Genomic DNA, 24,452 nt, shown 5'->3' with positions numbered 1-24,452 from the left:
AACGACGGAGCGACTGGCGGCGTAAAACGAACCCGATCCACCTTAGCCAAGCCGCCAAACTGTCTCATCAGACGGGTCCACCTCTGTTGGGGTTGATGCAATTTGCCAGCCCCAACCGGCACCCCACCCTTCTCGTAAACTGCACACTACGGGGACAACGATCTGTTCAAAATTGCTCACAACGCAAAATCAGAACTGCGAAACCATGATGGACTGTTCATCCTTCAGGCACCTTGTGGTACGTAGTTCATGTCATGGCCATCAAGCCTCCAAATTCGTTCAATCCCAAGTCTTTTCTCACCTATCTTGGCGAGGGGCGGAGCATCGAATTTGGCAAGGGCCAGATCGTTTTATCGCAGGGAGACCCTGCGGACGCAGTCTTCTACATCCAGAAAGGCAAGGTGAAGGTCACCGTCGTTTCGGCGCAGGGGAAAGAAGCCGTCATCGCAATTCTTGGATCGAATGAATTCTTCGGCGAAGGATGCCTTGCCGGGCAGTCTCAACGCATAGCGACGGTCACCGCGATGATGGAATCCGTCATTGTCCGGCTGGAGAAGGCGGCGATTGTTCGCGTGATCCGCCAGCAACCGGCTTTTTCCGAATTGTTCATCGCCCATCTTCTGAGCCGGACCATCCGCGTCGAGGCAGACCTTGTCGATCAATTGTTCAACTCAAGCGAAAAGCGTCTTGCCCGGCTGCTCTTGCTGTTGGCGAACTTTGGCAAAGAGGACAAACCAGACCCGATAATCGCACAGATCAGCCAGGAGACGCTTGCCGAGATGATCGGAACGACCCGGTCCCGCGTGAGTTTCTTCATGAACAAATTCCGAAAACTGGGCTTCATCAGCTACAACGGAGGGATAGAAGTCCACAGTTCGCTGTTGAACGTCGTTTTGCACGATCAGCCCAAAGATGAGATGTGAACCCAGACTGGCGGAGCGCTGGCTTGTCATTGGCGGGCGTCGCCTGGTTTCTTTGCGTGGCTCTGACGAGTACTACCTGGTAGTGCGGCTCCATCGTGCTTGCAGTCTCTCTATGCCAGCCAAAGGCAAACGCCGCTGCGTCGGTGCGCCATGTTCTTGTCGCGCAGCGCCGTTTGGCATCCGAGCGCCAGCCGATCCACCGCATAGCAATATTAAGCCCGCCCACCATATCTGGTAAGCGGGCGAGGGAGGAAACATAATGAACCAGCGCAATTGGATTGTTCTGGCCGCCGTTATTGTAGTCTTGATCATCATCTATGCCGTCTGGCCGAGTGACGAGCCGGGAGCCAATGCACCAGAGGCAACGCAAGAATCGACAGAATAGCTGACGGGAATAGCTCGAGGCGCCTTTCACCGGTGAGAGGTGATTAATCAGCAAGGAACTTGCGATGAAATCAAGCACTATGTGGCTCATCGCGTTGATTGCGTACGGAAGCTTTCCGGCGATTGTGCATGGGAGCGACCTTGACGAACGCGAAGTGAATATTCAGGAAGTCATAACCGCGCTTGAGACCAACGATATCAACGCGAACGAACTCCGTGCGATTGATTCCTATGTTCGTCTTGATGTCGTGGACCTGAACGCCTTCAAGTCAAATGACGGGTATCGGGCGATCGAAGATGCGCTGGCCAAGACAGATGACGGTTGGGCGATGATGCAAACTGCGATCATAAGCAACGACTTGATCAAACAGGAACTCAGTCGCCGCTCGGTCGAAATTGGACGCGTCGTCACCGCGACAATGAATGACGAAGGGGTACTCACGATTTATATCCGCTAACGCCGCGTGCGTGGCCTCCCTGTGCCGGCCATAGCAAAGAGCAAACGCGGGCACATTGGGCCGGCAATCCTAGCTAATCGGCAGCAACCGGTTCGGCAGGTTCCTCCTGTGTCGCCGGTTCCTCGCCCGCTGTCAGCATCTCGGCATTGGGCCATAGAAGGAAGCCTCCGGCAATTACGATGATCACCGCCGCCTCCACGGCGGCGATGATCCTGTCTTGAATGCTCATGAGTTGGCCCTCTGTCACCGCTCGGCCAGTCGCTCGTCGCTTCAGGAGGGCCATGTGCAGAACGAGGTTTTAGGTCAGATACACGTAAAGAATCGTGGCGGTTACACCGCCGACCATGAGGATCACGAGCCAGAGCGACGGTTCCGTCCTTATTCGATCAAGGTATCTCATCGGATGCTGCCTTTTCGGTTAGGGCACACGCACCTCAGATCGAAAATGACGACGCGGTCGTGGAGTCGACGGAATTGCATGAGAAATTCTTTCTGGGGCCGGCGCGTAGGGCGACCACGTCATCAATATAACGCATTTTTCAATGAAATGATACAAGTTTTATAATATAACGTTTGAAGATCGAAAATACCAATTTGTTAATGTTCGACCAATCATTGCACGTCAATTCCCGTGATAACGCATTTATCTCAAATTGTTTCTTTATCTATTTTATATGCCGAAAGAATTATTCTCCTTAGCCGAAATATAATTTCAACTTCGCCTTGTTTAAAACAAGATTGAATCGTATACGAGACATGTAGATTTGGCCGAATTGGCTTCGCGGTGTCAGAGACTTCGACCCGCCATTCACCACCGAATTTTCGACAGCGAATGCATGACGTCAATCCGGCGCGCATGCCGCCCGTTCGAACCTTGGAGCGTACCCGACGTTGCCCACGGCTTTGGGATCGTTCCGTTTCGGATGGGGACAATGCGGGAGGCGCATCGGCGTGCTCTTGCGGAGACATCCGACCATGACAATACGCACCACGCAGACCGTCGCGCGGTTCACCGCGCCGTTCCTGCTGCCCGGCTTCAACGCCCCGCAGCCTCCCGGCGACTACCGCGTCGACCAGGACGAGGAATTGATCGACGCCTTCACCCGCCTCGCCTGGCGACGTGTCGGCGCCTTTATCCACCTGCCGGCCATCGGCACGAATGCTCCGACGCATCAGATGGTGCCGGTCGACCCGACCGATCTAGAAGCAGCACTTGAAAAGGATCACAAGCAGTCATGACATCCACAAGCTCCAGCCGAGGCACCAACCGCCCGACCGGGCGGGCCTCCCCAACGCATCTCTTCACGGTCGGGCAGACCGTCCGGCTGAAGGACGGGGTTGGCAGACCGGCCCTGCCCACGGACATCTATCACATCACCGGCGTGCTCCCGCCGAGTGGAGATTCACCCCAATACCGCATCCGCAACGACGACGAACGTCATGAACGGGTGACAACGCAAAACAGTCTTGAACCGGTCGGCTCGTCGCCATCCGGTGACAGCGAAACTCTCATCGAAAGGACATTCGGCCATGGCCAAGGGACAGAAACGAAGCAATCGCGAGATCAGAAAGCCGAAGCAGGAAAAGGCACCGCCAAAACCTGAACAGACCTTCAGCAACCAGATCAAGCTCGCCGCGGACGCCAATGCCCAACGCGGCAAACGCAAGCCCTGAGGAAATTCGTGCCACTGCCGCTGATCTCGACAACGCGATCGAGCCGGCAGCTTCTGCGGCCCCTTAAAATGCCGCGGCGGCCGGGCGCGGTGATAATCACCGGCAAGAATGACGCAACGCTCTATTCCGGCATTCTTGAAGCTGAAATGATGGACGAAGGAAGACCGCAATGATGAACGTCTGCAACGATACCGAGATGCTGCGGAAGGTCCGCGCGATTGGCGTCTGGGAGAATGAGGGCGGTGCTTCCGGGCCCGATTGCCTGGACGAGCAATTTGGCCGCCGCATCGAAGCGGACCGGTCCTGGACGGTCTACCATGTCTTTACCGGCGTTCCAGCGCATGGAGACGGTCGGACCACAACCGGCCTCAGCCGGCTGGAAGCAACTGATCGCATGTTTTCCCTCAACCGTCGTGGCAATGACGGACGGCACAAAGACCGGGACACTACACGCGCCCGGTCCACGCAATCGACAATGGAGGACTGCCTGTCGTGACATTGGGATTTCCGAACCGGAGCCGCAGCTTTGACGATGCCCGAAATGCCGTCCGCTTCATCGGCCATGACGGCATGTTCGAGGTGCCGTTCTTCGTCGAGGCAGACGCACTGACGCGGCCGGGCAGCGTGGAATTGTCAGAAGCGGATTTCCTCGCGGCTTTCGATGCAGCACGCGGGTCGATCCACGATGTCGCACGTGAAGCCTATTCGTGTGGACGCCGCACTTCATACATTTTGACAGCAGCCGAATTCCGCTAAAACCGCAGTGACCTGTTATATGATTGTCGGGATGACCGGATCGTATTGTAATTCGCGATACAAATCGCTACGAGGCGGATGTCGCAATGATCGACCGCGCCGCAAGCCTGCGCGGCCGCTCGCGCACCGACTTCGTGCGCGACGCCGCCGTGCGTGCGGCCGAGGAGGTCGTTATGGAGCAGGGTCTGATCCGGATGAGCCCGGAGGGCTTCGCCGAGTTCAAGGATGTGCTGGCGCGTCCGGCCGTTCCTGTTCCGGAGATGGTGGAAGTGTTGAAGCGTGCGGCGCCGTGGGAGCCCGGGTACGTGGCGAAGCGGTAAGTCCTTGCAACTGTCAGGCCCCGAACCGCTTGCCGCTGCTCACGATGTTTCCGAGTCCACTTGTGGCAAGCCGACGCTTGACCAGTGGCTGAAGACACGTGCCCTTTCTAGTCAGCAGAAAGGCTTCACCGCCGTTCTCGTCGTGCATGAGGCCGGGCGCGTGGTCGGCTACTAAGGCCTCGCGCCTACGACCGTTGTGCCTTCGGTTCTGCCGCGCTCGATCAGGACGGGGCAGCCGCCCAATCCAGTCTTGTGCATGTTGCTCGGCCAGCTCGCGACCGACACTGGTTGGGCAGGTTTGGGCATCGGCACCGGTCTTGTGAAACACGCCCTCCAGCGCTGCGTTGAGGCTGCTTCGCTGATCGGTGGGCGAGCCTTGCTGGTCAACGCCGTCGACGGGGAGGCGGCCGAATTATGGAGACGGCGGGGCTTCGAGCCGTCCAGGGATGATCCCCTGGACCTGCTCCGATCGATCAGCGACATCGCGGCCTCGCTCGGCGAGACCAGTTTCTGAAACTGCGCGCAGACTGTTAAAGGGTAGCACAGCCCTACGCGGCAGTACGAAATACTTCGCCAAAACCCGCTATGTCCATCTGGAGCACGATAGGGTGAAGGTGCGGGGCGGGTCGCAAGTAAAGATGGTTGCAGGCCCCCGCAACCAACGATAACAGCACCCGTTCATCCCAAGGATGAGCGGGTTTTTTTGTGCCCGAAGCCAAGCTGAGTATGCCCGCCAGATCACCCTCCAGCCAGACTTCACGCTCGCGCGCTGTCAGGCTGGCCAGCCGACATTCCACCGACTGGCGCTGGATTGCATCGGACCGCACCTGCAGATCGCGAACCAGGGCGGCGGAAATGGCGGCAAGCAGGGCCGGAGCCTCGACAGGCTTGGTCAGAAAGTCGATCGCTCCCGCCTTGATCGCCTTGACGCTGGCCGGAATATCCCCGTGTCCGGTCAGAAAGATGATCGGGCGGTCCGAGGTCGCGCCCGCCAGATTGTCCTGCAGGCCGAAACCGTCCATGCCCGGCATCTGCAAATCAAGCACCGCACAGCCCGGCTGCCGTTCGCAGGCTTGCTTCTCCTCAAGTCGAGTTGCCCCAAAGTCCGATATTGCCCCAAGGTCCAACTATGAAACCGTTTCAAACTTTAGAATACTGCCAAGTTAAGGGGTAGACGGGGTCATGAGGAGGGATCTTGATGAAAGATTCGGCTACCCTGACCATGGAAGGGAGCAGATTCGCGCATTGGTACAGACCGGCACTCCGCTCCAGCTGTCAGGCAATTGTGCTGGCGGGAAGCAGTTTTCTGGTGTCGGGTTGCATGGCCAGCATGATTGGCGATATCGATCCGAATAGCGAGATCGCCAATAGTGTCCAGCAGGAATATCGCCGGTTCGTGAATTATGCCGAACCCGAGCTCGGCACGCACGAGACAACGGCAGACGGCAAGGTGGTGCGTTCGTCGATGCAGGCGCGCGCCTCTTCCGGGCCTCGTACACCGCCGATGGTCGAATCGCTTCCGGCTGGCGGCGCGCCCGCCTCCGCCTATTGGGAACAACGCATAAGCCAGCGTCAGAACAAGAACGCGCGCGCCGTGACGCTGAGTGTGGACGACGTGATCAACCGCATGATCTCGCAGTCCAACCAGCTTGCGGCCATCTCCGACGTCCCGCTCATCCGCGACACGGTGGCCAATGAGGCCACGGGCCGCTTCGATCCCTTCATCTTCGCCGACAGCGAGTACGAATCGACCGAGCAGCCGCGCTCGAGCCTTTTGGAGACAGGCACTTCGTCGACCGCGCCGGAAAACCTTGCCGATGATCGGTTTACTTCGGAATTCGGCATCGGGCAGCCATTGATCACCGGTGGGGAAGTCCGCCTGTCGCAGCGTCTCGGCACCGAAAACAGCAATTCCGATTTTTTCGTCCCGGACGATCAGGCCAATGCCGATATCGCGCTCGAAATCCGTCAGCCGCTGCTCGACGGAGCGGGGGTTCTGGTCAACACCGCCCCCATCCATGTCGCCAAACTGGAACGTGACCGCAGCATCGCCGAACTGCAGCGGCAGATCGAGGACCAGTTCACCGAGGTGATGCGCACCTACTGGACGCTCTATGCCGAGCGGGCGCACCTGTTGCAGCGCCAGCGGCTGGTCGGCGACCTGAGAGGTGTTGCCGAGCAGATTTCGGCGCGTGCCGAATTCGACACGCTGGCCGGCGAGCGGGAGCAGGCCGCGGCCGCGATCCGGCGCGCCGAGGCGTCGACCATCCGTGCCCGTTCCGGCGTCGACAACGCCCAGGCCCGGCTCAGCGCCCTGCTGAGCGATCCGTCGCTCTATGGCGACAGGGTGGAGATCATCCCGGGACAGCGCCCGGTGCGCAAGTTCACCGACGTGCCGCTGGAGGATGTGGCGCTGCTGGCCTTGCAGAACCGGCCCGAGGTGAAATCTGTGGCGCTGCAATTGCGCGCGGCGGAGTTGCAGGCCGAGGTGGCCAAGAACAAGCTGCTGCCGGACCTGGATGTGCGGGCGGGTATCTCGAATGGCGGACTGTCCGGCGACTACGATGTCGGCAATGCCTGGTCGAACCAGTTCGACCAGACCGATGTCGACGGTTTTGTCGGCGTGCGGTTCAAGATGCCGCTGGGCAATCGCAGCGACCGCTCGATCAATGACCGACGCCGCATCGAGGTGCGCCAACTCACCTCGCAATTGAGGAATGTCAGCGACACGGTGTTGTTGGAAGCGCAGGTGGCAGTGCGCGAGGCACGCACAGCCTATGAGGAGATGCGTGCCCGCCAGGCGCAGCTTGCCGCGAACAACACCGAAATTGCCGCGTTGCGGGCGCGTGCCGATGAGGGGCTCGAAAGTGGCAGCGCGTTTCTTGCCACGCTGATTTCGGGCATGGAAGACCGCACCGAATCGGAGCAGCGGCTCCTGGAAGCCGTGGTTTCATACAATCTTGCGCTCTACCAGGTGGAGCGGGTCGCCGGCACCATGCTCTCTTCGCGCGGGGTCGAGGCGCTGCGCATCGATACCGGCAATCTCGACCATATCGCGATCGTGCGGCGCGCATTGGGCAAGGACAGACTGCCCGTCGGCGCCGACAGCAACGAGAATCTGCTGGTCAACCCGCGGGCCATCGAAAGAGGCGTTGGCGGCCGCAATGGAGGACAACGTGACGCGCCGTAGGTGCGCGTGCTGTGCCGCCTGGATATATCTGTTTCTGAGCGGGACGGCTTCCGCGCAACCTTCCGACTGCACTCTGGCGCAGGCTGCCGGCTTCACCGAGCCTGCGGCGACGGTGGAAATCGCTGCGCGCGAACCGGGCATCGTGGCCAAGGTGCTGGTGGAGGTAGGCGACCGGGTGAAGGCGGGCGAGATCCTTGCCGAGCTCGACAAGACGCTTGCGTTGGCGGAGCTCGATAGCGCCCGTGCCCGTGCGGCCGCGACAGGCAGGCTCGAGGCCGCCGAAGCGAAGTTCGACCACGCCAGCCGGCGCAGCGAGGAGATCGCAAAGCTGGAAGCGGCACGGGCCGCACGGCCCCTGGAATTGATCGCGGCCAAGGCCGAGATGGCGGTCGCGCGGGCCGAACTTCGGGCGGCCAAGGATGATCTGCACATTGCCGAACTCGATGCGGCGAGCGTGGAGGCCCGCCTGTCTCTGCTCGACGTGCGCGCACCCTTCGACGGTGTGGTGAACGAGGTTCACCGGGATGTCTCCGAGCTTGTGGGAGCTTCTGGCGAGGCGCGGATCGTCACGCTCTACGAGCTGGACCGGCTTCATGCCGATTTCTTCGTGCCTGCAGGCTGCATCGGCGACGTCGGCAAGGGCACGATCTTGCCGGTGAAGCTCGAACGGCAGGATAAGTCCCTGCCCGCGCGCGTGCGCAATCTGGGCGTCGAGATCGACGCGCCGACAGGCATGCGCCGGATCAGCATCGAGATCGACAATCCCGACTACATCTATCTGGGCGGCGAGCGGCTGGTGCTCGCACTGCCTGTCGGCGGGCTGGAACGATGACCCGGCCGCTGAACCTGAAGGAGCGCGCAGCTCGTGTTCCACCGTCCCAGGGGACCGACCCTGCCGGCAAGGCGGCTGACACGGCGCCGCTCTATCACAGGCTGCGCCGGCAATTGCAGGGCGCCCGTGCGCATTCGGGGCGGAACGCGCAGGGCGCCGCGCCGGCTCTTGCCGCAATCGCTGAAATGATCGACGCGGAGGCCGCAGCGGTTCTCGTGGAACGCGACGGCTCTCTGGCCGTCCGCGACCTGACCCTCGATGCGCGGCATCGCGACAGCCGCACCAAGCTGGCGGCCGAGCTGCGTTTTGCCGCAAGCGAGGCTCTACGCGGCCCGGGCTCGCATCAGGAAATGTCGACCGCGCTGCCAGGAGCGGTGGTTCTTGCCAGCGCCTTTGCCGATGGTGGGGGCGCGGTTGCGGCACTGCGCAGAGGCGGAACACCTTTGCCGGCCGCACGCGCCACGCTCGAGCTTGCGGCCGCGGCCCTGCAGCCGACCGCGCGCGAGGGCGGCATGGGATTGGCAACTGGGTTGTCGGCCCTGATCGATGCCTTCAAGGGGGCGGCACCGGCGGATCCTGTGGAACTGGCGGAACTGATGGTTTCGGCCTTTGGGGCCAGCCACGCCTTTATCGGCGGAGACGACGGGGCGATACGGGCCGTTTTTCCGGTCGGCGCGGTGCGTGAGGATTCCCCCGTCGAATCTGCTGCCCGTGACCTGTTCACACGCGCCGGCAGTGCGGCCGGCCCGATTGTCGAACGCAAGGAACAGGCTTCCACCTCGTTGGCCTCGGCACTGAAGGCCGATTGCGTCGTCGCGCTGCAGGTGGGCGGGCGCCGCAAAGCTGCCCCCCTTACATGCCTGCTGGCCGATCCCGCCGCCGACTTCAGGCAACTCGACACGAAGGGATGGCTGGTCGTCCAGACCCTGCTCGACGCAACCCTCGATGCGCCACAGCGCAAAAGAGCCCGATCCCGGCGTCGCTGGACGGGCCGCATCGGCGCGCTCGTCGCCGCGGCGCTGGCGCTTGCCGTCATGTTCATCCCCATACCCGACCGCATCCGTGCGGAAGTCGAGCTGGAACCGGAGGGACGCCGCTTCGTCACGGCAACCTTCAACGCGGTGCTGCTGCATTCAGACGCCGCGCCGGGCGACTTCGTCGCTCGAGGGGAACCCATTGCCGAACTGGAGGGGGAGGAATTGATACTTTCCCACTCCGCCGCCGCCGCCCGGGCCGGCGAGGCATTCCGCCGCCGCGACGCAGCCGTGCGGGCAAAGGATGTGACCGAGGCCGAACTGGCGCGGCTGGAGGGCGAGGCGGTTGCCGCCGAACGCGATCTCCTTGCATGGCAGATCGCGCAGCTTCAGTTGCGCGCGCCGGTCGACGGGGTCGTTCTTGAAAGCCCGTTCGAACATTCCGACGGTGCGCCCTTGCGTGAGGGCGACGTGATCGCCGAGATCGCACCGGTGGACCGTCTGCGCGTGCGCATCGACGTGCCGGTTGAGGATCTGCAACGGCTGGACGAGGCGGTTGACGGCGAATTGCACTTCGATGGCGTGTCGGGCGACCCGGTGCCCGTGACAGATCTCAGGCGCGCGGCCCGCGCCGAGACGATCGACGGGCAGACGGTTATCCCGCTTCGCACCACCATCGACAATCCCGATCTGAAATTGCGGCCTGGCCAGAAGGGTGTCGCCCTGCTGCCGACAGGAAAGGCGCCCATCGGCGAGATCCTGTTCCGCGGCGCCTGGAATGCATTCAGGCGATGGACTCTGTGACATGGCCGAAGAACATCCCAGACTGCGCTGCGAACTGCGTTTCCTCTACCGGGAGCGCGCCGGAGCGCAGACCGTGCTCATCGAGGACCCGATGGGCGGTTCCTTCATGGAGACCGATAATGACACCGCCGCCTTTGCCCGCCTGCTGAACGGGCGTCGCACCGCGGGCGAAGCTCTCCGTCAGTTGCATGCCGACCGGCCCGGCGCGCGCCTGTCCGAAGCCGAAGTCGAGCCCGTTCTTGACGAATTGCGGCGTCACGGACTGCTTCACGGCGATGAAGCCGGACCGCCCGGCAAGGCGGGAAGGCGGCGCATCGGTCCCGTCTCGCAGCGCCTTCGCCTGGGTTCGGGCAGCGGCTTCTTTGAGAGCTGCGCGCGCTATCTCGGCTGGCTCTACGGCCCCTTTGGCTGGATGTTGTGGGCGGGACTCATTACCGCCGGCGCGGCGACGATGATCGCCAATGGAAGCCGATTCTATCAGGAGCTCGGCACGCTTTTCAGCGTCGATCTCATCGTCCTGTTCTGGCTCGCCTGGCTGATCAGCAAGGCCTGGCACGAGATCAATCACGGGGTGGTCGCGCGGCTCTACGGGGTGGAGGTGCGCGAATATGGCGTTCTCTTCATCCTGTTCTTCCCGCTCGGCGCCTATGTCGATGTCACCGACGCCTGGCGCCTTGAAAGCCGCTGGCAGCGCTTTCACATCACCGCGGCCGGCATCATCGGCGAACTCGGCCTGGGCGCCATTGCCGTCATGCTATGGACGCGTGCCCCGGAAGGCGACTGGCGTGCCTTCCTGCAATCCCTTGTCGTTGCCACGACGGTGAGTTCGCTGCTGTTCAACGCCAATCCGCTGATGCGCTACGACGGCTACTATGCGTTAACGGACCTCACCGGCATTGCCAATCTCTATCAACGCGGCGCTGCCGCCGTCCGCAACATGACGCTGCGCTTTCTGACCGGAACAGCGTCCGGGGAGAAGGAACCGGCCGGCATCGTCCTCTATGGCTGGCTGGCGCTATTGTGGCGCATGGTGGTGGCCGTGACGCTCTGCGTCGTTGCGGCCCATCTTGCCTTCGGCTTCGGTGTCGTTCTGGCGCTGATGGTTGTCTGGGCAATGGTCCTGGCGCCGCTCGGCAAGCTGGCGCAGAGCGTCTGGAAGGCCGGTGCAGCGCCCCGATGCAAGGCGGCGCTGCGGCTCGGTTTCGTGGCGGCCGCGATTGCGGCGCTCTGGTTCCTGCCGGTGCCCACATGGATTTCTGCACCCGGTGTCGTGGACTATCGCGACAGCATCGAACTGCGCGCGGCAAGCTCGGGCGCGGTGGTCGAGGTCGCGGCCAGCGAGGGCACGGCGATAACGCCGGGGGACCCGGTGGTGCAACTTGTCAACGCATCTCTCGAGGCCGAGCGCGTGAAACTCGCCGCCCGCCAGGCGAAGACGCGGATCGAACTCGAACAGGCGCGCGCCGCCGACGATCCCTCAACCTATCAGAGCAAGCAGGATTACCTGGAGACGGTGCGCCAGGAACTGGTCGAGGCCCAAATGCGGCTCGACAGGCTTGCGGTTACCGCGCCGCGCGCCGGCGTCATATTCGGCGGAAAGCTGCGCGATCTCGAAGGCGGCTGGATAGCGCGCGGCGATCTCATCGCCGAGATCGGCAACATGGAGATACTGGAGGCCAGGGTCTGGCTGCTGCCGGACGATGCCACCGATCTCGTTGCCGCCCCCGCACGGCTGACCTTCCGCCAGACGGCTTTCGGCTCGCACGCCGTTCCCGTCCGGTTGGAACGTGTGGAGCCTGCCGCGGCCGGCGAACTGCCGCCGGCCGCCATCACCGCAGAGGGCGGCGGACCACTGGCCATCGACGTCAGCGGCGAAGAGCGCCGACTTGCGGTGGCGCGGTTCGCCTCCACCTTCGTGCCGAAGGGCGGCACGGAAGGCTGGTATCCGGGTGCGCCCGGCAGACTTGTTTCAAGCATCATCTGGCGGCCCGCCGGCACCATCGTCATCGGCTGGTTCGACCACATCGACTGGAGGAATCCTGCGAAATGGGCGCTATAGATCGACTGCTTCACCGCAACCCGGCCGCGAAGACAATCGGCGATGTTGCCACGACGGGAACGGCCGGCGCGGCGTCCGGCATGATGGGCCTGGTCTACCGGCCGCGCATCATGCGTCTGGAGGACCGGCTGCTGCTGAACGCCGTGCCGGAGGCTGCAGTCGAGGACCTCCCGGAAGATCAGATGATCAACGAGGATTTCCAGTTCACGGTGAGCTTCGACAACAACGCAGACACAACGGACGGGGATCCCAACGACACCGGTTATGGCCCCTTCGTCGATGTCACCGTCGGGTCGGGCATCGAGGTCAACAACGTCACCTATCTCGGAAGCTCGGTGCAAAGCCAGGAAGTGGGAACCTGGGACGGCTCGCAATGGGTCGACGGCTCGGGGAACCCGATCACGCAACATCCGCTTGACACGGTCGGCGGGCAACTGGAATTGCCGGAGGGGTCCATCGAGGGTGAGACCTGGATCAACGTGCTGGCCCCCTTCGGCAGCTACACGCCGGACCAGCCGGCGATCGACCTTGTCTTCTCCGCAACGATGGAGGAGAGCCCGGACGCCGACCCGGAAACCGGCGCGGTGCCTGGGACTGACATCATCGTCACGGCGAGCGGCGGCTTCCGCTTCGGCGAGGATGCTCTGGACAATCCCGACACTGACCCGCCCCTTCAACAGGACACTGCACAGACGGATACCGTTACCCCAATCGTCATGCGGCTGGAGAAGGACGTCCAGCTTCCCGAGAACGAGACCGCGCAGGGGCCGAATTTCACCTTTACCTATACGATCTCCGTCGACATCGCGGACGGCGTGACACTGGAGAATCTGGTAATTCAAGACCTGCTTCCGACCAATCTGTATTTCCTGAATGCTGAAGATCCGGACGCTGACGCAATCGTCGCGCCGGGAGTTGATGGTCAACCGCAGGGTGTGCCTGGCACTGATCCGTTGGTAGTGACGGAGGCGACCTTCACCTATGATATGGTGACAGGCGTAGCCGGCGGGGGTGACCTTGTGATCACGCTGACAGCCTATGCGCCGAAATTCTCCGCCAACGGGACCGAGTTCCCGCAGATCGACGAAAACAATCCGGAATCCTACACCGCCAGCAACCAAGCGACGGTCGAGTCCGGCGTTTATGTGGCGCCCAACGGTGTCGACGTGCCAATCGACGACAATATCGCTGATTTAGAAGATAACTTCGTCACGATCACCATCCGCCCCTATACGGTGCTCAAGACCGCCACGATCGAGGGCGGCGGGGACGCCGCACCGGGCAAATATGTCCAGTACGAGATCGACATCGACGTCTCGGATTATCTTGCGCTCAATGAAGGCGTGCTGACCGACATTCTCGCGGATGGGCTCGAGTTGGATACGACCGACGACGCCACGCTCGACCACACGCCGGTGCTGCGTGTCGAAATGAACGGCGAGGTCTATCTCTTCCAGCTGAGCACGACACCGCCGCCGGGCGATGCCATAGAGCTCGAGGCAGCCATACAGGGCGATGGCACCCAGCATGTCACCTTCTACCTGAGCAATGCGGTGAGCAATGCCGGCGCCACGGATGCCACGCTTTTCGGCGATCTCTTCAATGGCGACGCGCAGGAGGGGCCGACAAGCATGACCCTCACCTATTTCGCGCTGATCAATGAGACTTATCGCGTCAAGGGAGGCGGCACAGCTCCCGTCGTCGTCAACGACAGGCTCACGAACACCGTGAGCCTCACACTCAACAGCGCGACTCCGAACGGAGGAGCAGCTCAGGCCGACGGCTCCGGCGACGAGGTCGTCATCGACCCGCCGCAATCCTCCAAAACGCTTTATGCGGTGAACGGCGATCAGGATGCCCCGCCCGAGATCGCGCCGGGAGACCTCGTCACCTACCGGATCCGCATCGAGGTCGGCTCGGCGGATGTGGACGATCTGGTCATCACCGACTACCTGCCTTCCCCGATTTATGATGTAGATGCCGGAGCCTTCGTCTTTGTCGATGGCGGCTCCGGCATTCCGGGAGCCTATCAGGTGTTCCTGGGACCGGACGACACGCTCTCCGGCACCGATGTCGTGGGCAATCCCGGGGTCACGGTCGACCCGGCCTCGAATTCCATCATCTTCACCTATGGCAGTTTCGACGAGGAGGCATCGCAGGGCGGCGTCATCGACCTGATCTACACGATCCAGGTGCTGGACGAGCCCTTTGCCGACGGCCTGCTTTTGACCAACCAGGCCGTGATCGAGACCGCCAACAGCGACGCGGTGATTGCCGACGACGTCATCATCAACGACGTCACCTTCCACCAGCCTGTCCTGTCGGTCACCAAGGGCGCGGTGGCGACCGATGCTAACGGAGCGGTGGACGATTCGCTCGCCTTCACGCCGGGCCAGACGAACCCGAACAATGTGGATTTCGCGGTCGGGACACCCGGGTTCACCGGCTCGGTCACGGCCGACGATCTCGCGGCGGCGCCGATCGACAGCGACATGTCCGGCTTCGACGGCGGCGACACGGTGAAATTCGCGGTGACCGTGCAGAACACCGGCGGCGAGGACGCCTTCGACGTCGTGATCAACGACATGCTTCCGGACGGTTTCGAGATTCCGGACGGTGCGGTGCTGACCGTGCAGTACGGCGACGGAACGGTGGTGAGCTTCACCGGCGACATCAACGATTTCTTTGGCGCCGGCATCACCATCAACGACAACGGCGGCGTGGGAGGCATCGCCGCCGCCGGCGACGCCGATGGCCACGACATCATCATCATCAGCTATGAGCTGGTGGCCGCGGACGACGTCAATCCCGGCGTCACGGTGGAGAATACCGCCGAGATCGTCTCCTTTGCCGCCCTTGAGGGAGGCACCGACTTCACCGAGGGCGTTACGGGCGACTTCACCGACGAGGCGGCGGTGACCGCGCAGGGCGTGGCGGTTCAAAAGACGCTTTTCGACACCGACCAGGATTTCACCAATGGCGACGACCTGACCATCGGCGAGATCGGCACCTTCCAGATCGAGGTGACGGTGCCCGACGGCACGACCGACGCAACGATCACCGATGCGCTGCCGGATGGGTTCCAGCTTGTCAGCGGAACGCTCGTGCTGCGGCTCGGAAGCTTCGAGGGAACCGTCTCGCAGAACGGCGTGGTTCTGGCAGATGGCGCTGTGCTCGACTTCACGGCCGGTCCGGGCAATGACTTTACCATTCTGTTCGACGAGATTATCGCCAATGCGGCACCTGGAACCGACCTTTCTGGCCAGAGCTTCATCATCGAATATCAGGCGCAAGCGCTCGATGACGAAGCGCTCGACTCAGGGACACGCGCGACCAATACCGCGACGCTCGACACAACGACGACGGACCCGGTGAGCGATACGGCGGGCGTGGACATCGTCGAGCCCAATCTCACGATCACCAAGACCTTCACGCCCGACGAGGCGCAAGCGAACGAGACCGTCGGCATGACGCTGGAGATTGCCAACGGGACTGGTACATTCGACACGACCTCTTTCGGTCTGGAACTCACTGACGACGATCTGCCGCTGGACATCTTCAGCAACGTGGTCAGTGTTTCCGTGACCGGCACCGGCAACGTGGATACGGACCTCGTTACGGTCACCATCGACGACACGAGCGACCCGGACAACTGGGTCATCACCGTCACGGCCGATCCGACCTTCGCCATCGCGAAGGGCGAGAAACTGACACTCGAGTTCGGCCTGACGGTCGATCCCGATGTCGGCCTTGGAACCATGGTCGACAACACCGCGACCATCGAGTCCTATTCTTCCCTCTCCGGCGAACAACTGATCGAGCGGATTTTCGGCCCGGAGACGGGCTCGGACACGCTGACGATCTCCGGTCCGACGATCCAGAAATACCTGCTCAACACCTCGCTCGGCGGCCAGCCGATCGACTTCCCGCTGCCTGCGGAGCTGCCGGTCGACACGACCGGGCTGGACGCCGATCCGAATGTGGCAGTCGGCGAGGTGCTGACCTACGGGCTCCAGATCGCGTTTCCACGCGGTGACGCGGGGAATGTGATCGTCTTTGACGACACCGATTTCCTGAACGCGCTCGGCGCGCAGGGAATCGTGAGCATCGTCTCTGTCGATCAGCTCCTGATCGGGGACTCGCTGACCCTCGACGCTCCCCTCACCGTGGCGGATGTGCAGATACTCGACCCAGACGGGGACGGGATCTTCAACCGTCTCGAATTTACGATCGGCGAGGTAAACAACGACGCCGGGGATATCGATCCCGATACGCCCGTGGACGTCGTCGCCGAGTCGATCTTCATCGTCTTTCGCGCGCAGGTGATGAACGTGCCCGAGACGGATGGCGGCGACGAGCATCTCAACGGCGCCCGCGTGACCTATCAAACCGATAGCAACGGCGACGGCGTGATCGACGATAACGACGACACGTTGCAGTTCGACGATCAGGTTCAGATCACCGTCGACGAGCCAGCCATCGACGTGGCAAAATCCGTCACCGGAGACGGCCCGGACCTCGATGCGGGGGACGAGCTTACCTACACCCTGACGCTCTCCCACGACGACGCCCTGTCGACGGGCGACGGCTATGCGCTGACCCTGACGGACGTGCTTCCCGATGACCTGGAGTTCGTGGACGGCTCCGTCATTGTCGAGGGCTTTACGGCGGAAGGTTTCGACGGCGAACCGGAAGTGTCCTTCGATGCCGGCACCAACACACTGACCGTCAGCGGCTTCGACCTGCCGCAGGGCCAGACCGTAACGATCACCTACCGTGCGGTGGTCAGCGAAGCTGTGATAGAGGGCGAGACGCTTACCAACAACGTGACCCTTACGTACCAGTCGCTGCCGGACGTCGACCCGGTCGATGGTCTCGACCCGTCGATACCCGATGGAATTGATAGCGAAAGCCAGACCCGCGACGGTTCGGACATGATCCCGCGCGACCAGGACGACCCAATGCTGGTCAACAACTATTTCTTCGAGACCGCGCAAACGGTCGAAATCGCCGATCCTGGCCCGATTACAAAGACGGTCGACAAGCCGACCGCAACAATCGGCGAGATCGTCACATATACGCTCGAAATCCCGCTGATCGAGGGCACTACTGCCGGCGCGAGCGTTACCGATACCCTGCCGCCAGGAGTCACCTTCCTGAGCGGGACCGTCTTCAATGGCGACGGAGATCCGATCGACCCAGCCCTGTTCACCTTCACGCAGGTCGGCCAGACGCTCACGATCGTGGCCAACGACGATTTTGTCACCGCCGGCGACAACGAAATGTCGAACGATTTCATCCGCATCACCTTCCAGGCGCGCGTGGACAATGTCTTCGACAACGAGAACAATGATGCGAAGGTAAACCTCGCCGAGTGGACGCATGACAATGGCGGCAGCTCGGACGATGCGACCTTCACCGTCGTCGAGCCGAACCTGGTTCTCACCAAGGAGAACGACGCGCCGGCCACCGTCGACGGGGGCGACGAGATCACATTCACCATTACCGCGAGCCACAGCGGCAGTTCCACGGCGGATGCGTTCGAGTTCACATTCACGGACCAGATTCCGGAGGATTTCGAAGCGACCCTCGTCAGTGCGACGGTCGACGGTGTCGACGTGTCAGGCGAAATCGAAATTGTCGGCAACACGATCCAGACGGTTGACGGCGCGGATATCGACATTCCGCTCGGCGCCACTTTTACACTGGTCTATGCCGTGGTGGTGCAGGACAGCGTGGGGCCGAACGAGACCATCTCGAACACCGTCGCCGGTCGGTGGAGTTCGCTCGATGGCGATGTGAGCCCCGGCACTCCCACCGGTGAGCGCATCGGGACACTCGTCCGTGACGTCAACGACTATGTGACTTCGGCCGACGCCCAGGTCGTCACCGACAACAGTATTCAGCTCGTGAAGACGGCGGACGTCGAGGAAGCGACGATCGGCGAGACAGTCACCTATACGCTCGACATCACGGTGTTTGAGGGGACGCTGCAGAACGTCGTGGTTCAGGACCTGACGCAACCGGGGCTGGAGATCGATCCGGACTCGCTGGATATCGTCACTCCCTCCGAATTTGCCGGCATTGCCGGCCTGGAGATCGTCGAGGGTTCCGTGACCCTGGTGCCCTCGGATCTCGTGCCGGGCGCATTCCTGCTGTCGTTCCAGATCCAGAACAGTGCAGACGGCACGCTCGTCAATCCGGGCGACAACGACGCAGGCACGGATACGTTCAGCATCACCTATACCGCCGTGGTGGTGAACGAACTCATCAACCAGGACGGGGGGCAGATCGACAATGCTGCGGGCGTCCAGGCGGACGGTACGCCTTTGGCGACGGGCGCGGAGTCGATCGCGCTCGTCGAGCCGGAACTGACAATCGACAAGACCGTGGTTTCGCCCGCCGGGCCGGTCGATGCAGGGGATGTGATCACCTATCAGGTGGTGCTGACGAATATCGGCACCTCCACGGCCTTCGACGTCACCTTCACGGATGGCGCTCCGCTCAACACGCTGTTCACCGGTACGGTGACGGCAGTGGATGGCGGCGGCGGCGTCGGCACGTTCACCATCTCGCCGGACGGCACGACGCTGACCGGTTCGGATTTCGACATCGCCGTGGGCGGGACGGTCACCCTCACATTCACCGTGACGGTCCAGGACACGGTTGCGCCCGGCAACAGCATCGACAATGGGGCAACCGTACGTTGGACCTCGACCGCTGGTGACGATGAAAATGAGCGTACGGGCGCCGACGGCCATACCGACGACAGCTTCGACGACGACGGCCCGGACGACACCGACGACACGCTGAACAACTACGAAGCCACAGACACAGTCACGGTCGAGACGGACTTCACCGTCGATGTCGAGAAGGAACTCGTCGCTTCCAGCGTGACCGACACGGCGGGAAGCGCGCTGACCATCGGCGAGACGGCGACCTTCAACGTCAACGTGACGCTGACGGAAGGATCAACGCCGAATGTCGTGGTGGTCGATCAACTTCCGGACAATTTCGAATATGTGGACGGGACGTTCACGGTCGATGCGCCGGCAGGCACGCTCTTCGACGGCGCGGCGACGCTTCCCCCGACCGCCTTCGTCTATGACGAGGTCGCCAACACGATAACCATCACACTGGGCACAGTGACCATTCCCGGCACCGACGACACGACGGACGGCGCTCCCGACACCGCCGTGATCACCTTCGGCTATCAGGGCGTGATGCTGAACGAGCTGCCCAACCAGGACAGCGTCGTTCTGGAAAACGCGGTCACGGTCACCACCGGGGCTCCGGAACTGGAAACGCCGACGGATTCGGTGGAGATGACGCTGGTCGAGCCGGATATTACGGCTGATAAGACGGTGCTGCCTTTTGACGAAATGACCGATGCCGGTGACACGATCACCTATGAGGTGCTTCTGACCAACACCGGCAATTCGACGGCATTCGATATTGAATTGACCGATATTGCCCCGACAAACACGACCTTTGTTCCGGGCTCGGTCACGATTGTCGACGAGGACGGAAATCCGATCTCGGCCACGATCACGCTCTCGCCGGATAATTCCACGCTCACCATCTCAGGCTTTGACCTTGCCGTAGGGGCGAGCATCACGATGAACTATGATCTCCTTCTGGGTGATGCGGTCGAACCGGGCGACATGCTCACAAACGACATGGAAGCCACATGGACGTCCACGCCGGGGGCCAATGCGAATGAGCGCACCGGTGATGACGGACCTGGCGGGGCGCTCGATGACTATGCCGTTGCTGACTCCGAAACCATCGAGATCGGGCCACTGCCATTGACCGTGGATAAGAGAGTGGCCGATTCCAGCGTCGACGCGACCGATGGAAGTGATGTGGCGGTCGGCGAGATTGTGACATTCGCTGTCCGCGTCAACATTCCCGAAGGCACAGTGCGCGGTTTCGATCTCGTGGATGTCCTTCCCGACGGGCAGCGCTTTCTCCCAGGGACGGTGCAGGTCGTGCCGGGCAATCCGGACTTCGCGTTCAGTGTCGGGAACGCGGTATACGATCCCGATACCAATACGCTGACGGTCACGGGTATCACTGTGATCAATCCCGGAGACAACGATCTGACCAACAATTTCGTCGATATTTTCTATCAGGTCGTTATCGTAGATGAGGCGGGCATCGTGGAGGACGGCGAGGTTCTTCCCAACACCGTGACGGTCACCAGTTCTACGGGAGCGCAGGACTCGGCAACAGCCGAAGTCAACGTCGTCGAACCTGATCTCGTCATCGAGAAAACCGTCGACGAAGAGTTCGTCGCTATGGGCGACACTGCCTCTTACACCATCACCGTGCAGCATTCACCTGACTCTATTGATGATGAAGTTGCCGTCGATGCCTTTGACGTCGTGATCGAAGACCCCTTTGACGATCCCTTCATGGTGCTCGACCTGGATTCGGTGACGGCCGAGATTGTCGGTGCTCCACTCGGGACGCCGGCTCCGGTCGTCCAGATCGTCGGCTCCGGCTTCCGCATCACCGCGGATGTGCTGCCGGTTGGGGCGAGCATCGTCATCAACTTTAACGCGGAAGCGGTGGTGGAGAACGCAGCGAATGGCTCCGCTTCGCTCAACACCTCTTCCCTGACCTACGATACGATCCCCGGCACAGACGATCCCGACGAGCAGCGCACCTACACCGACGAGGACGACGCCACGGTGACCATCGCCGGTCCCGACCTGCGCGTGATCAAGGACGCTTCGCAGAACATCGTCGAGGTCGGCGGCATGTACAGCTACACAATCCAGGTGCTCAACAAGGGGGCGCCGGGCGTCGATGCGGGTAACATCGAGCAAGCGAACAATGTCGTCCTGACCGATACGCTGCCGGAAGACATCACGCTGCTGGCCGTCACGGTCAATGGAGTGGACACACCCTTCACGGTGAATCCCGACACGAACCAGTTCTCCATTGCATTGGGAACGCTCGAGCCTGAGGAGACGGTAACGATCGTCTTGACCGTACAGGTGGCCGATGTGCTTTCGCCGGTGACGGAGGAGGGTGGCCGCAACATTCTGCTTGTCAACGAGGCGACTGCAACGATGGACGAGCCGGAGCCGACGCCCGAGGACAACACCGACGACGCGATCGTCATCCCCGAGGCCGATGGCCGTCCGCCCGTGCCCGACCTCGAGATCGAAAAGACCAACGATGTCGAGGAAACCGGCGGTTCGGAGACGGTTCCCTTCACCATCACCGCGCGCAATGTCGGCGACCGCGTGGCGGCCGGGGTCCAGATCGTCGACCATGTCGACACGAATGTGTTCGAATTCGTCTCCGCCGACCGCGGCGGTGTCTACGATGCCGCCTCCGGCACGGTGACCTGGCATCTGGACACACTGTCGCCGGACGATGGCGACCAGGTGTTCACGATGGTGCTTCGGGTGAAGCCGGGCCTGCCAGCCTCAGTGGACGAGACCACCAATCTCATCGATATCAACGACAACGGTTTCGGCGGAAGGGATCCGACGCCGGAAAACAATCACGACGAGCACACCGACCGGCTGATCTATCCCGATCTGGTGGTCACCAAGGCGAGTGCCGTGGAGGAGGTTTCGCCGGGCGATGTCATCGACTACGCCATCACCGTGCGCAATATCGGCGATTTCCGCGCCGATGGCGTGGTGGTGCGCGACTTTGTCGATCCGCGCATCTTCCGCTTCGTCAGCGCCACCAATGGCGGCGTTTTCGATCCGGCGACCAACATCGTCACCTGGAATCTCGGCACCGTGGCGCCGGGTCAAGCAACGATCACGCTGGGCCTGACGCTGGAAGTCCTGTTCCCCTCGCAGGCCGACATCGACCAGGCCGTCAATGTCATCGAGGTCGACGGCGACGGAACGACCGGCCTCGACAGCGATCCGACCAACAACATCGACACCGAGGTCGACATCCTGAATGCCCTGCCCGACCCCGCCGAGATCGCGCGCGTGCTGGGCGAGGACGAAGACGAGGAAGAAGAAGAGATCGAAGTGCCGATCTACGTGGCGCCGTTCTTTACCGGCACGGCCGCCATCGGTGCAACGGTGACTGTGACCCTGTACAGTGCGGACGGGCTGCCGCTCGACACGGGCTCGACCGTCGTCGGTCCGAGCGGCAACTGGATGCTGTCCATGGACGATGTCAAGGGGCCGGCGCCGGTCTCCGCGATAGTCATGACCTCTCCGCCGAAGCTGACGCCCCTGGGCGCACTGGACCACACCAATGTGCAGTACAATCCCGGCGCCACGACGCCGATCCCCTTCCAGCGCCATTTCGATATTTTCGGCGCCAACGATCTGGAGGCAGGCATCGTGTTGAAAGACCAGATGGCGGCTTCGCAGGACCCGCTGGGCATCTCTTCGCGGCGCTATATTAACTACAATGCACCCACTGGGTCGGCTATTGGCGAATACTAGACCAGACTCGAGGCTGGTGTTCCACGTGCCAGCATCCATACGGAGGCCTTCGAATTTCGCTGAGAAACTATCAGCGTTCGACCGGGCTTCGCAATGGCGGGTCCAGTCGACTGCCAGGGTTACTCCAAGGACAGCTTAGGGTGTCATTTCGCCCCCTACTGGAGCCGACCCGAAGTAGTTCTGCACCGTAGTGAAGGGCGGAAAGTCCTTCGGCAGAATGCGCCACTGGCAGCCCGTCGAGGCCATGTAGAGGATCGCATTCACTACATCGCGCAGGTTCGCGACACGCGGCCGCCCGACCGGTTTTGGCCCAGGTGGTGGTGCCGAACAAAACGGCGACCGTATGTGAGTTTGAACCGGCGACAGAAACGCGCCGCGTCATGCAATCTGGCTCAGACCATGGACCCGAAACAAACGTCCAAAGGAATCGGTTATGCATCAGTGATCGGTCTTGACGCACGCCTCCTCATGTGAGCTGGGTGACAGCCGGAACTGCTCCGGGATTGAGAGGCGGAAGGTCGGGGCCGGCAGACTTGGAGCGCGCCGTCATTGCCGTCCTGACCGCCTGGGTTACGGCATTCCAATCGGCGGAGGCCGGAGCGTTTTGGCCTCGGCCATAGATTGATCCGCCGACCCTCGTCAGCGCTTGCTGGACGGGAACGATACGGGACCGGTATGTTGCAGGGGGACGCGCGGCCCATTCATCGAGGGCGCGCAGGGTTGCGTGATAGTCGCGCCGTTTAACAGCTTTCAACAATTCGCGCTCGGCCCATGCCTTGCTGGCACGCCACCGCTCCTGCCTGTGGCGCCGCGCGGTCACGAGGCGCCGACCATAACGCCGGATCGCCAGGGCGAGCAGCGCCAGGATGACAAGCCCGGCAAGCCCGGCCGCCACAAGAACAAGCATCGAGCGGTCGACGCCGTCTCGGGCTGCGGGCGGGCCGTCCACGGAAACGTCGAAGCCGTCCACCGAGGCCGTCTCGACCGCGCCGGATTTCAGATTGAACCAGCGCAGGGCGATGCCCGGAACCTGGCCGCTGCCGCCGTGCGCCTCAGAACTGGAAGTTCACGCCGGCGAATATACCCCATTCGGGCTGGCCGGGTCCCTCGTGCACGACACTGTACTGCGGCTCGACAGACATGTTGACCACTGTACTCTCCAGTTTGATCACCTTGCCAACACCCAGGCCAATGGGGATGGCGTAGTTGTCGGTCTCGAAATCATAGGTCCAGACACCGGACGATCTGAGATACCAGCCGTCGCCGAGCTGATAGAACAGAAACGGTTGAAACGCCCCGGCATTCACATCGGCGCGATCGTCGTCGCCGGCAAAGCTCGCCTGCCAGGTGAGCAGATAGCCCCATTGGAACTTGGGGTCGGACGCGTTGAACAGCACATTGGCAAAGCCGGCCGACCATTTGCCGCTGCCCAGTTCGTCTTCGATTGCCGTCGGGGCGGTAATCTGCGGGCCGATGCCGAAGCTGATCGCCGGATTGCCCACGTCAATCAAATAGGCGGCAAAGATATTGAAATCGCCAAGCCCGGTTTCATGGTCTAAGGCCTGTTGAGATTCATCGTGAATTTATGACGGCGGCTGCGAGATGGATGATGGCAATGAACGAGGTGTCGGTTTTGTCGGCG

19 protein-coding genes and 1 pseudogene are annotated in these 24,452 nt (G+C 61.9%); 15 read left to right on the top strand and 5 right to left on the bottom strand.

Features of this window, described 5'->3' with window-relative positions; genetic code table 11:
* Window positions 1-254: 254 nt before the first annotated feature.
* The 3 genes from GM909_RS24990 (at window position 255) to GM909_RS24985 (ending at window position 1,765) form a co-directional block, all read left to right on the top strand.
* A complete protein-coding gene (locus tag GM909_RS24990) occupies window positions 255-923 on the top strand; it encodes a Crp/Fnr family transcriptional regulator (protein WP_157020248.1) in 669 nt (222 codons plus the stop codon).
* A 259-nt stretch (window positions 924-1,182) separates the two neighbouring features.
* Window positions 1,183-1,308 (top strand): hypothetical protein, encoded by a 126-nt coding sequence (locus tag GM909_RS26365; protein ID WP_268890799.1) that lies wholly within the window; start codon window positions 1,183-1,185, stop codon window positions 1,306-1,308.
* A 64-nt stretch (window positions 1,309-1,372) separates the two neighbouring features.
* A complete protein-coding gene (locus GM909_RS24985) occupies window positions 1,373-1,765 on the top strand; it encodes a hypothetical protein (protein WP_157020247.1) in 393 nt (130 codons plus the stop codon).
* A gap of 73 nt (window positions 1,766-1,838) precedes the next feature.
* Here the strand turns inward: GM909_RS24985 and GM909_RS24980 are convergent, their stop codons facing one another.
* Window positions 1,839-1,994 (bottom strand): hypothetical protein, encoded by a 156-nt coding sequence (locus GM909_RS24980; RefSeq protein WP_157020246.1) that lies wholly within the window; start codon window positions 1,992-1,994, stop codon window positions 1,839-1,841.
* A 746-nt stretch (window positions 1,995-2,740) separates the two neighbouring features.
* On the opposite strand from GM909_RS24980, the gene GM909_RS24975 reads away from it, so the two are divergent.
* The 7 genes from GM909_RS24975 (at window position 2,741) to GM909_RS26590 (ending at window position 5,029) form a co-directional block, all read left to right on the top strand.
* Window positions 2,741-3,004, top strand: a complete 264-nt coding sequence (locus tag GM909_RS24975) for a hypothetical protein (RefSeq protein ID WP_157020245.1) — start codon at window positions 2,741-2,743, stop codon at window positions 3,002-3,004.
* A gap of 291 nt (window positions 3,005-3,295) precedes the next feature.
* Window positions 3,296-3,439, top strand: coding sequence for a hypothetical protein (locus GM909_RS26555; RefSeq protein WP_198174406.1), 144 nt, complete (start codon window positions 3,296-3,298; stop codon window positions 3,437-3,439).
* Window positions 3,440-3,608: 169 nt separating this feature from the next.
* Window positions 3,609-3,935: a hypothetical protein gene (locus GM909_RS24965; RefSeq protein WP_407941364.1), complete on the top strand. Its 327-nt coding sequence runs from the start codon at window positions 3,609-3,611 to the stop codon at window positions 3,933-3,935.
* Entirely contained in the window at window positions 3,932-4,195 is a 264-nt protein-coding gene (locus GM909_RS24960) for a DUF1488 family protein (protein ID WP_157020243.1), read from the top strand. The genes GM909_RS24965 and GM909_RS24960 overlap by 4 nt, the downstream gene beginning before the upstream one ends.
* An 86-nt stretch (window positions 4,196-4,281) precedes the next feature.
* The gene (locus GM909_RS24955) at window positions 4,282-4,515 is read left to right on the top strand and encodes a type II toxin-antitoxin system TacA family antitoxin (protein WP_235912077.1); all 234 of its coding nucleotides are present in this window, start codon (window positions 4,282-4,284) and stop codon (window positions 4,513-4,515) included.
* 4 nt (window positions 4,516-4,519) lie between these two features.
* Entirely contained in the window at window positions 4,520-4,690 is a 171-nt protein-coding gene (locus tag GM909_RS26595) for a hypothetical protein (RefSeq protein WP_456238017.1), read from the top strand.
* Between the two features lie 81 nt (window positions 4,691-4,771).
* Window positions 4,772-5,029 (top strand): hypothetical protein, encoded by a 258-nt coding sequence (locus tag GM909_RS26590; protein ID WP_456238016.1) that lies wholly within the window; start codon window positions 4,772-4,774, stop codon window positions 5,027-5,029.
* Window positions 5,030-5,063: 34 nt separating this feature from the next.
* On the opposite strand, the gene GM909_RS26360 is transcribed toward GM909_RS26590, so the two are convergent.
* Window positions 5,064-5,642, bottom strand: a complete 579-nt coding sequence (locus tag GM909_RS26360; protein WP_157020241.1) for a response regulator transcription factor — start codon at window positions 5,640-5,642, stop codon at window positions 5,064-5,066.
* Between the two features lie 194 nt (window positions 5,643-5,836).
* Between GM909_RS26360 and GM909_RS24940 the strand changes: the two genes are divergently transcribed.
* Genes GM909_RS24940 through GM909_RS24920 form a run of 5 tightly spaced genes read left to right on the top strand, consistent with a single transcriptional unit; the run spans window position 5,837 to window position 22,810 of the window.
* Window positions 5,837-7,705 carry a TolC family protein gene (locus GM909_RS24940; RefSeq protein WP_198174405.1) on the top strand — a complete coding sequence of 623 codons (1,869 nt, stop codon included), beginning with the start codon at window positions 5,837-5,839 and terminating at the stop codon, window positions 7,703-7,705.
* The gene (locus GM909_RS24935) at window positions 7,692-8,537 is read left to right on the top strand and encodes an efflux RND transporter periplasmic adaptor subunit (RefSeq protein WP_198174404.1); all 846 of its coding nucleotides are present in this window, start codon (window positions 7,692-7,694) and stop codon (window positions 8,535-8,537) included. Before GM909_RS24940 ends, GM909_RS24935 begins: the two co-directional genes overlap by 14 nt.
* A complete protein-coding gene (locus GM909_RS24930; RefSeq protein WP_157020238.1) occupies window positions 8,534-10,315 on the top strand; it encodes an HlyD family secretion protein in 1,782 nt (593 codons plus the stop codon). Before GM909_RS24935 ends, GM909_RS24930 begins: the two co-directional genes overlap by 4 nt.
* A gap of 1 nt (window position 10,316) precedes the next feature.
* Window positions 10,317-12,374 (top strand): site-2 protease family protein, encoded by a 2,058-nt coding sequence (locus GM909_RS24925; protein WP_198174403.1) that lies wholly within the window; start codon window positions 10,317-10,319, stop codon window positions 12,372-12,374.
* Complete coding sequence (locus tag GM909_RS24920) at window positions 12,362-22,810, top strand: isopeptide-forming domain-containing fimbrial protein (protein ID WP_157020236.1); 10,449 nt, start codon at window positions 12,362-12,364, stop codon at window positions 22,808-22,810. The genes GM909_RS24925 and GM909_RS24920 overlap by 13 nt, the downstream gene beginning before the upstream one ends.
* A gap of 171 nt (window positions 22,811-22,981) precedes the next feature.
* Here GM909_RS24920 and GM909_RS24915 read toward each other — a convergent pair.
* The 3 genes and pseudogenes from GM909_RS24915 to GM909_RS24905 all read right to left on the bottom strand — a co-directional run.
* A pseudogene (locus GM909_RS24915) lies at window positions 22,982-23,125 on the bottom strand (transposase); the annotation flags it as partial.
* A 151-nt stretch (window positions 23,126-23,276) separates the two neighbouring features.
* Entirely contained in the window at window positions 23,277-23,780 is a 504-nt protein-coding gene (locus tag GM909_RS24910) for a hypothetical protein (RefSeq protein ID WP_157020235.1), read from the bottom strand.
* Between the two features lie 82 nt (window positions 23,781-23,862).
* Window positions 23,863-24,321 carry a hypothetical protein gene (locus GM909_RS24905; protein ID WP_198174402.1) on the bottom strand — a complete coding sequence of 153 codons (459 nt, stop codon included), beginning with the start codon at window positions 24,319-24,321 and terminating at the stop codon, window positions 23,863-23,865.
* Window positions 24,322-24,452 lie beyond the last annotated feature (131 nt).

Source organism: Mesorhizobium xinjiangense (genome assembly GCF_009749525.1).
Taxonomy (GTDB): domain Bacteria; phylum Pseudomonadota; class Alphaproteobacteria; order Rhizobiales; family Rhizobiaceae; genus Mangrovimarina; species Mangrovimarina xinjiangensis.
This window is presented reverse-complemented; position numbering and strand designations above follow the sequence as displayed.

What these genes read in the sequence shown, in the direction of transcription:
- GM909_RS24990 (WP_157020248.1), top strand. Translation starts at nt 255, where the DNA reads ATGGCCATCAAGCCTCCAAATTCGTTCAATCCCAAGTCTTTTCTCACC.
- GM909_RS26365 (WP_268890799.1), top strand. Translation starts at nt 1,183, where the DNA reads ATGAACCAGCGCAATTGGATTGTTCTGGCCGCCGTTATTGTAGTCTTG.
- GM909_RS24985 (WP_157020247.1), top strand. Translation starts at nt 1,373, where the DNA reads ATGAAATCAAGCACTATGTGGCTCATCGCGTTGATTGCGTACGGAAGC.
- GM909_RS24980 (WP_157020246.1), bottom strand. Translation starts at nt 1,994, where the DNA reads ATGAGCATTCAAGACAGGATCATCGCCGCCGTGGAGGCGGCGGTGATC.
- GM909_RS24975 (WP_157020245.1), top strand. Translation starts at nt 2,741, where the DNA reads ATGACAATACGCACCACGCAGACCGTCGCGCGGTTCACCGCGCCGTTC.
- GM909_RS26555 (WP_198174406.1), top strand. Translation starts at nt 3,296, where the DNA reads ATGGCCAAGGGACAGAAACGAAGCAATCGCGAGATCAGAAAGCCGAAG.
- GM909_RS24965 (WP_407941364.1), top strand. Translation starts at nt 3,609, where the DNA reads ATGATGAACGTCTGCAACGATACCGAGATGCTGCGGAAGGTCCGCGCG.
- GM909_RS24955 (WP_235912077.1), top strand. Translation starts at nt 4,282, where the DNA reads ATGATCGACCGCGCCGCAAGCCTGCGCGGCCGCTCGCGCACCGACTTC.
- GM909_RS26590 (WP_456238016.1), top strand. Translation starts at nt 4,772, where the DNA reads ATGTTGCTCGGCCAGCTCGCGACCGACACTGGTTGGGCAGGTTTGGGC.
- GM909_RS24940 (WP_198174405.1), top strand. Translation starts at nt 5,837, where the DNA reads ATGGCCAGCATGATTGGCGATATCGATCCGAATAGCGAGATCGCCAAT.
- GM909_RS24930 (WP_157020238.1), top strand. Translation starts at nt 8,534, where the DNA reads ATGACCCGGCCGCTGAACCTGAAGGAGCGCGCAGCTCGTGTTCCACCG.
- GM909_RS24925 (WP_198174403.1), top strand. Translation starts at nt 10,317, where the DNA reads ATGGCCGAAGAACATCCCAGACTGCGCTGCGAACTGCGTTTCCTCTAC.
- GM909_RS24920 (WP_157020236.1), top strand. Translation starts at nt 12,362, where the DNA reads ATGGGCGCTATAGATCGACTGCTTCACCGCAACCCGGCCGCGAAGACA.